The 7838-nt window shown below is 73.7% G+C and carries 4 protein-coding genes and 1 pseudogene; 1 reads left to right on the top strand and 4 read right to left on the bottom strand.

The features are described 5' to 3' along the window. Positions 1-137, top strand: a pseudogene (locus Q8791_RS31560) (IS481 family transposase); the annotation flags it as partial. A gap of 182 nt (positions 138-319) precedes the next feature. On the opposite strand, the gene Q8791_RS31565 reads toward Q8791_RS31560, so the two are convergent. The 4 genes from Q8791_RS31565 to Q8791_RS31580 form a co-directional block, all read right to left on the bottom strand. Beyond that, a complete protein-coding gene (locus Q8791_RS31565; RefSeq protein ID WP_330095519.1) occupies positions 320-2137 on the bottom strand; it encodes an acyl-CoA dehydrogenase in 1818 nt (605 codons plus the stop codon). 345 nt (positions 2138-2482) lie between these two features. Further along, complete coding sequence (locus Q8791_RS31570; protein ID WP_330095520.1) at positions 2483-4231, bottom strand: thiopeptide-type bacteriocin biosynthesis protein; 1749 nt, start codon at positions 4229-4231, stop codon at positions 2483-2485. Between the two features lie 133 nt (positions 4232-4364). Next, positions 4365-5816 (bottom strand): hypothetical protein, encoded by a 1452-nt coding sequence (locus Q8791_RS31575; RefSeq protein WP_330095521.1) that lies wholly within the window; start codon positions 5814-5816, stop codon positions 4365-4367. Next, positions 5813-7735: a TOMM precursor leader peptide-binding protein gene (locus Q8791_RS31580; protein ID WP_330095522.1), complete on the bottom strand. Its 1923-nt coding sequence runs from the start codon at positions 7733-7735 to the stop codon at positions 5813-5815. Before Q8791_RS31580 ends, Q8791_RS31575 begins: the two co-directional genes overlap by 4 nt. Between the last annotated feature and the right edge of the window lie 103 nt (positions 7736-7838).

Here is a 7838-nt window from a genome sequence, read left to right on the forward strand (position 1 = left end):
GCCCCTACCGGTCCGAGGCCGAAAAGCGGGAGGCGTTCACCGAATGGCTGCACCACTACAATCACCACCGGTTCCACACCGCCATAGGCGGCCCTCCCGCCTCCCGCGTCACCAACCTCTCAGGTCAGTACACCTAGGCCGCGTTCCGCGGATCATTCCGGGCTCGCGTCTTCCAGGCTGCCTCTCGCCGCGCCGACTGCGCTCGGACAGCCAAACCCGGGCTGACCTGCGCTAATCGTCTTGCGAGAGATGGCCTGGAAGCCGCTCGCGTCGATCGGCGCAAGCGCCGAGTCAACCGAAAGCATCCACGGAACACGTCCTAGAAGGCGGACTCGGGAACGTCCATCAGGTCGAGGTCGACGCCCTCGGCCACACGCAGCTCGGCGGCGATGCGCGGCAGGAACTGCTCGGCGAAGAAGCGCGCGGCGGCGATCTTGCCGGTGTAGAAGTCCTTGTCCGCCGCGTCGGCGCCGTCGATGCTGTTCAGGGCCACCTCGGCCTGGCGCAGCAGCAGCCAGGAGAGGACGACGTCACCGAACGACATGAGCAGGCGGGTGGAGTTCAGGCCCACCTTGTACAGCTCGCGCGGGTTCTCGGCGGAGCCCATCGCGTGGCCGACCATGAGCTCGACGAGCTTCTCGATGTTGCCGAGGCCCTCCAGGAGCAGCTTGCGCTCCTCCTTGAGCCGGCCGTTGCCCGCCTCGCTCTCGGCGAAGGCCCTGATCTCGCCCGAGAGCGAGCCCAGCGCCTGGCCGCCGTTCTTCACGATCTTGCGGAAGAAGAAGTCCTGGGCCTGGATCGCCGTGGTGCCCTCGTAGAGGGTGTCGATCTTGGCGTCCCGGATGTACTGCTCGATCGGGTACTCCTGGAGGAATCCGGAGCCGCCCAGGGTCTGGAGGGACTCGGCGAGCAGCGCGTAGGAGCGCTCGGAGCCCACGCCCTTGACGATCGGCAGGAGGAGGTCGTTCATGGCCTCCAGCTCCGTGGGGTCCTCGCCCTTGGAGTGCGCGATCTGGATCTCGTCCTGCTGCGTGGCGGTGAGCAGGACGAGGGCGCGCATCGCCTCCACGTAGGACTTCTGCGTCATGAGGCTGCGGCGCACGTCCGGGTGGTGGGTGATGGTGACCTTCGGGGAGTCCTTCGCCCCGGCGAGGTCGTTGCCCTGCACGCGCTCCTTGGCGTACTCCAGGGCGTTCAGGTAGCCGGTGGAGAGGGTGGCGATGGCCTTCGTGCCGACCATCATCCGCGCGTACTCGATGACGAGGAACATCTGGCGGATGCCGTCGTGCTTGTCGCCGACGAGGTAGCCGATGGCGGGGTGCTTGGCGCCGAAGGTCAGCTCACACGTGGTGGAGGCCTTGAGGCCCATCTTGTGCTCGACGTTGGTCACGTAGGCGCCGTTGCGCTCGCCGAGGGAGCCGTCCTCGTTGACCAGGAACTTGGGGACCAGGTACAGGGACAGGCCCTTGGTGCCGGGGCCCGCGCCCTCGGGGCGCGCGAGCACCAGGTGGAAGATGTTCTCGGACATGTCGTGCTCGGCCGAGGTGATGAAGCGCTTGACGCCGTCGATGTGCCAGGTGCCGTCGCCCTGGTCCACGGCCTTGGTGCGTCCGGCGCCGACGTCCGATCCGGCGTCCGGCTCGGTCAGCACCATGGTGGCGCCCCAGCCGTGCTCGATCGCCTGCCGGGCGAACTCCTTCTGCTTCTCGTTGCCCTCGGAGAAGAGGATGCTCGCGAAGCCGGGACCGGCGGAGTACATGTGAACGGAGGGGTTGGCGCCGAGGACGAGCTCCGCGGCGGACCAGACCAGGGAGCGGGGGGCGCCGAGGCCGCCGAGCTCCTGGGGGAGGTCGAGGTTGTACCAGCCGGCGTCCATGTAGGCCTTGTAGGACTTCTTCAGGCTCTCGGGGACGGCGACGGTGTTCGTCTTCGGGTCGAACACCGGAGGGTTGCGGTCCGCGTCCTCGAACGACTCGGCGATGACGCCGGTGGCGAGGCGGTCGACCTCGGCCAGGATCGTGCGCGCGGTCTCCTCGTCGAGCTCCTCGAAGGGGCCCTCGCCCAGTACGTCCTGGCGCTTGAAGACCTCGAAGAGGTTGAACTCGATGTCGCGCAGGTTGCTCTTGTAATGCGTCATGGACAGCTCCGCTGTGTCCTGGCCGCGGTGTCTGTACACGCGGATCTACCGACTAGTAACAAGTCAATGTTACTACTGAGTAGATCCATATGCCAGTAGCGCGAGGGACTTGTGGCCCGGAAGACACGCATCAGTGGCGAAGGCCGGACTTCCGCTGGGAGGCCCGCGCAGGGAAGGGGGCGTGGGCGCTCCCACGCGGGGCGCGGGTCCGCGCGCCCGGCTGTGCGCCGCGTACTGCCGGTGGCCCGTCGGCGAGCCGCCGACACCGGACCCGGGGCACGGCGTGTCCCGCCGGCCCCCTCCGGCTGCCCCTCCCCTCCCCGCCCCGTGCCCGCGGGCCCGCCGCTACCCGGCCCCCTCCTGGACGGTGCCCGCGCCGACCGGCAGCAGGGTCAGCGCCAGACGGTCCAGCCCGTCCAGGTGCAGGAGCGCGTTGACGGCGTCGTCCGCAAACCCCGACACCACCAGGCTCCGCAGCCCCAGCGCCGTCGCGGACAGGGCCAGGTTCTGCGCCATGTGCCCCGCCTCCTGGAGGAGCAGGCGCAGGGCGCGCTGCCCGTAGCCCGCGCGCAGCCGGCCGACGTCCCCGACGAGCACCACCAGGGCCCCGACCGTGTCCGCCACGACCCCGGGCCGGCCGTCGGCGGACTCGCGCAGGAACGGCGACAGCGCGGACAGCCGGTCCGCGGCCGGCTCCCGGTCGGCGCGCACCAGGGCGTGGTCCTCCGCCAGGTAGCGGTACGTGCCCCGCCCCAGCCCGTCCACGTGCCGGGCGACCACCCACACCTCCGTGGCGTACGCCCCGCCCGGGCTCGGGTGGTTGCGCGGCGGCCGGTGCCGACCCGGTTCGCCCGCGCGCGGTGCGCTGATCCCGGCGGCGTGTCCCAGCAGCGACGCCAGGTCGGACAGCGCCAGGTGCGATCCGTAGTCGCCGTGCGAGCTCGAACGGCGGGCGAGGACGTCCCCGACCGGCGCCGTCAGGGGTTCGGGACCGGGCAGGCCGACGACCGGGGCGCCCCCGAAGGGGAGCGGGACCGGGCCGCCTGTCCCCGAGCGGGTGCGCGCCCGGTCCTCCTCGGGCGGTACCGGGCGCGGCAGGTGCTCACCGGCGATGGTCGCCGACCGGTACTTGCTGGCCTCGGCGTAGGCCCGGTCGGGCGAGCCCACGCCGGGGTCGAAGTAGTCGCCGGTCGGCTCCCACCGCGGATAGGACAGGGACAGCAGCCAGGCGATCCGGCGTTCGTCGTCGATGTCGAGGCCGAGGCGGTTGTGGGTCATGTGCAGCAGGGACCACACGACACGGGTGAGGTCGTTGGTGAGAGGGGTCTCGGCGTGCAGGCTGCGGAGCGCCGCCACGGTCTCGCCGAGCGCCCGGTGCCACAGGTGGTGGGTGGAGGCGCCCTCCCCGGCGACGAGCCGCTCCACCTGGGAACGGCGTTGGCGCCAGCGCGAGGGCGCGGAGTGGAAGAGGTGTTCGGCCTCCTCCCGGGCGCGGTCGTCGGGGCGCGCCACCTCCGAGGAGTAGTCCCAGGTGGCGTAGTACCCGCGCGCCTGGCGGACCGCCTCCACGTCGGAGAGGCCGAGTACGCCGAAGGCCAACGACGTCAGGTCGGCGGCCACGACCTGCCTCTGGTCCGGCCGGGGGACGGAGCGGAGAACGGCGACGGCGATGGCGGAGCTGACGCAGAAGAAGTCCTCGCACACCTCCAGGGCCCCGGGGCCGCCGTAGCGCGCGGTCTCCGGTGCGTAGACGGCCCCGACCACGTCTCCGTCGCCGTGCCAGCGGCGCGGGTCGGCCCGCGGCAGGTCCGCGTAGTAGGAGGCGCTGTCCAGGGCGACCGCGTCGGAGGCGGTCGCCGCGGCCGACTCCCGCATCCGCAGGGAGAACTTCGCGACCGCGTCGGGGTCGGCGTCGAGGAAGCGCACCCGCAGGTGGGGGCCGCCGTCCCAGTACCGCAGGAAGAACCACGCCTTGGCGTGCCCCTCCGCCACCATCTCCTCCGCGCGGGGTGCGAGGTGGTCGAGAAGGAAGGCGTCGATGTGCCCGCGGCTGCGGTGCAGGTGGACGTACACGGCGGACCAGGTACGGGTCATGAGGGGGCTCTTCCGTGGGGGCGGCGGGGACGTGGCGTTGCGGGTGGCCGGGGTCGGGGCCTCGGGCGGAGGTGCCCGGTCGTGCTGGTGCTGGTGCTGGTGCTGGTGCGCCGGGGGTGTCGTGTGCGGGGCGTCAGCGGGCGGCGTCGACGGGGGTGTCCATGAACGCACCGCGTTCGGCGCGGACCCACAGCTGGTAGGCGGGGGTCTCCTCCGGGGCGAGCCCGAGCGCGGCCGCCCAGTCCGCCTCCTGGTAGTTGCGCATCGGGCGTGCGCACAGCCCCGTGGCGGCGGCGCCGAGGCAGCCCCACTGGGCGACCCAGCCCAGGAGCGTGTGCAGGACGCTCTGGGCGCCGTCGCCGTGGGCACGCGCCCACGGCGCGAAGTCCGCGGTGAGCGTGTAGCCCAGGGAGGACGCGAAGTTGGTCTCCCCGGTGCGCGGAACCGGGCGCGGGGGGAGTTCGGCGCCGTCCGGGGTGAGTTCGGACGCCGCGCGCTCGTTCACCAGGTCGTCCACCAGGACCGTCCGGTACAGCCGCAGGCAGCCGGGCACGGGAACGGCCTCCTGGGCGGCCGCGAGTGCGGCGACGAGCGGGGAGGTCACCCCAGTGCCGTCCTCGGGGGACACGTACGCGCTGGTCACCAGGTTGGCGGTGGACACGCCGCTCGTCCGGTCGTCCAGCCACCCGCGCAGGCCCGTGCCGGACGCCGCGCCCCCGGCCGCCGTCTCGGCCACCCGCCTCGTCGCCTCGGCGGATATCCCGGGCGTGGAGGAGGCGCCGACGGTCCGGCGGTCCGACGCGGGTGCACGGTCCCGGCCGGAGGGGGTGAGAGGTGTCGGAGGGGGCCCGGGTCGGCCCGCCGGTTCCAGGGTGATGGCGCCGCAGGGCGAGAAACCGTAGGGAAGAGGGGTGTCGGTGGGGCCGAGGTGCGTACGGGGGGCCAGACCGGCACGGGTCAGTGTCAGCCCGAGCGCCGCCAGCAGGTGCCCGCCCTCCAGGAGCGCCAACGACGGGCGCAGCCGTCCGTACTCCGGCGGGTACCGGCGGTGGTCCACCGCGACCACCAACCGGGCCCCCGTCAGCGCGGCCTCCAGGTCGTCGGGGACGCGGCACCCGCCCCAGGGCTGGAGGGCGTGCGACTGCGGGTCGACGCGCAGGATCCAGGGCGCCGGGTCGTCCGCGGCGTGCACCACGAACAGGTCCGCGCCGAACAGCCCGCGCGGGGACGGGTAGGCGCGGTGCACCGGGTACCGGTCGGCCGCCGAGACCCGGCGCACCCGCACCGCCTCCACACACGCGGCGAGCAGCCGCTGCGCGCGCGTCCAGGGTCCGCCGAGGGCGGGTCCGGCGGCGCCCGTGTCGCGCAGCGGCCCCAGCGCGGGCAGGGGCGGGCGCTCCTGGCCCGGCACGGGCCGGGCCAGGCCGTTGGAGAGGCTCGGGCCGAAGAACAGGGTCTCGACCTGGGAGACGTCCTTCTCGTGCGACTGGGCGTGGAACCCCGCCAGCACAGCGGTGGGTGCGGCGGGCCGGCCGCCCTGTCGCACGTGCGCTGCCGGGGCGTCCCCGTCCGGTCCGCCGGTCACGGGAACGGGTGCGGTACCGGGTGGACCTGGCCGTGTCGTTCCCATGGGACTCCTCCGTCGAACAGGGCGGACGCGCGGGTCAGCCGGTCCAGCGAGCGCGTCCGGCGGTGGGTGTGGCCGAAGGTCATCGGCAGCGCGCCGGGGACGATGACCTTCACCGAGCGCACCCCCGCGGCGTCCGCGTACGGCGCGCTGCTCTGGTCCACCACGATGACGTCGAGCCCGAGAGCGTGCACGGCGTCGAGCCGTTCGCGCAGCACGGCGGTGAGGTCGGCCCCCGCGAAGGAGGACGGCCGCCCGTCCGCGAACTCCTCCGCCGACACGGTTCCGGTCGGGGAGTCCAGGAACTCCCAGTGGGGGCGCGCCTCCCACAGGCCGTGCATGCCGGTGTGGTCGTCCAGGGTCCTGACCAGGGTGAAGTCGTCCAGCATGGGGCGGCAGCGCTCCACTCCCACCGACTCCCGCATCCGCACCCACTTCGGGTACATCAGCGCGTTGGTGGCCGTCTCCTCGACCGCGGCCATGATCGCGCGGCCCGGGTCCGGGTGGGTTCCGGTGGCCAGGCTCAGCGCGGGGGCCAGCCCGGAGCGGACCGCCTCCTCGCGCGCGGTGACCATCGCCAGTGCGGTCGGGACGCCCAGGTCGGAGGTGAGGTCGAGTACGCGCAGGCGCAGCCCGCGCTCGTCCAGGAGGTCCGTCAGGTGGGCGAGGCGGGGATCGGCGCCGGCGCCCGCGTCGATCTCGCGCAACCGGGTGCGCGAGTACCACGCGAGGAGGAACGCGTCGCGCTCCACGACCTCGCACAGGCCGTAGAGGACGGCCTCCTCCAGGGTGCCGCCGACCGCGCAGCCGTTGGACGACTCGTACAGGAAACGGGTGTCCTCGGTGCCCGCGTGCCAGTACGCGACGTGCTCGGGCACCAGGACCCGGCGGCGCTCCAGGGTGGACCATCCCCACACCCACGACGTGCGGACGTCGGGGGCGTAGGGGACCAGGTCGAACGCGGGGTGCCCGTACCACTCCGGTTCGTGCAGGCCGAGGCGTGCGGGGTCGACGGCGTCGTCGGCGAGGTCGGCGTGGCAGCCGACGACGGTGGGCGCGCCGTTGTGCCTGTGGCCGCCCGTGACGCGCTCCACCCCTTCGAGGAAGGCGGGGATCTCGCTGTCGGAGAACCGCGTGGAGCGCCCGTAGCCGCCCTCGCGCCGCGTGTGCCCGGGGGCCACGGCCTCGCAGGTCATGAGGGCGAGGGGCGACTCCTCGTCCCGGTAGACGTGGGCGGCCGGACCGAACCGGAAGTCGAGGAGGCGCGCCCGCAGGGCGTCCCGGTCCATGCGGCGGGTGCGCAGCGCTTCCCCGACGAGCGGGGACGGGGTGACGAGGTCGGGTTCACCCGGAGCACGCGGAACGCCCGAGGCGACCGACCCGTCCAGCCCGACGCCGTCGGGGAAGCAGTGGGCGCAGTCCGGGTGCGGGACGAAGCTGTGCCTGGTGACCTCCCCGGTGCGGCAGTCCAGGGCGGTGAGGGCGAGGCGCAGGTCGGCGGGGTCGTGCGCCGCGGCGTCGGCGAGGAGGGCGAAGGCGTTCGCCCACAGGGGGAAGGCCGCGGGTTCGCCCCGGTCGGGGGCGGTGTCCCCCTCGACGTCCAGGCGCCAGAGCCCGGCGCACCGTGCACAGCCTGTGGACGCGTCGGGCGTCCACGGCCCGACGAAGGCGAGGGCGCCGCTCATGCCGACGTGGAGGACGCCCCCGCCGACGCGCAGGGTGCGCGGTTCCGCCGGCGTGGCCCCCTCAGGCGACGGGACCCGGAGCGGGTCGGCGTCCGTGCCTGCGCGCGGGCCCCGGCCTCCCGCCGTGTGCGGCGCCGGGAGAGCGCCCGCGGCCGTGGCGGTGGCGGCGCCCGCGTCGGGGGTCACGTCCATGAGGCCACCGCCGCGTACACGCCGCGTGCCGCCCACTCCGGCGCCCGCTCGGGTTCCCCGACCCTGACGCGTCCGCTCGTCGCGGCCCACCTGGTCAGGGCCG

The sequence above is a fragment of the Nocardiopsis codii genome, assembly GCF_036327455.1.
Classification (GTDB): domain Bacteria; phylum Actinomycetota; class Actinomycetes; order Streptosporangiales; family Streptosporangiaceae; genus Nocardiopsis; species Nocardiopsis codii.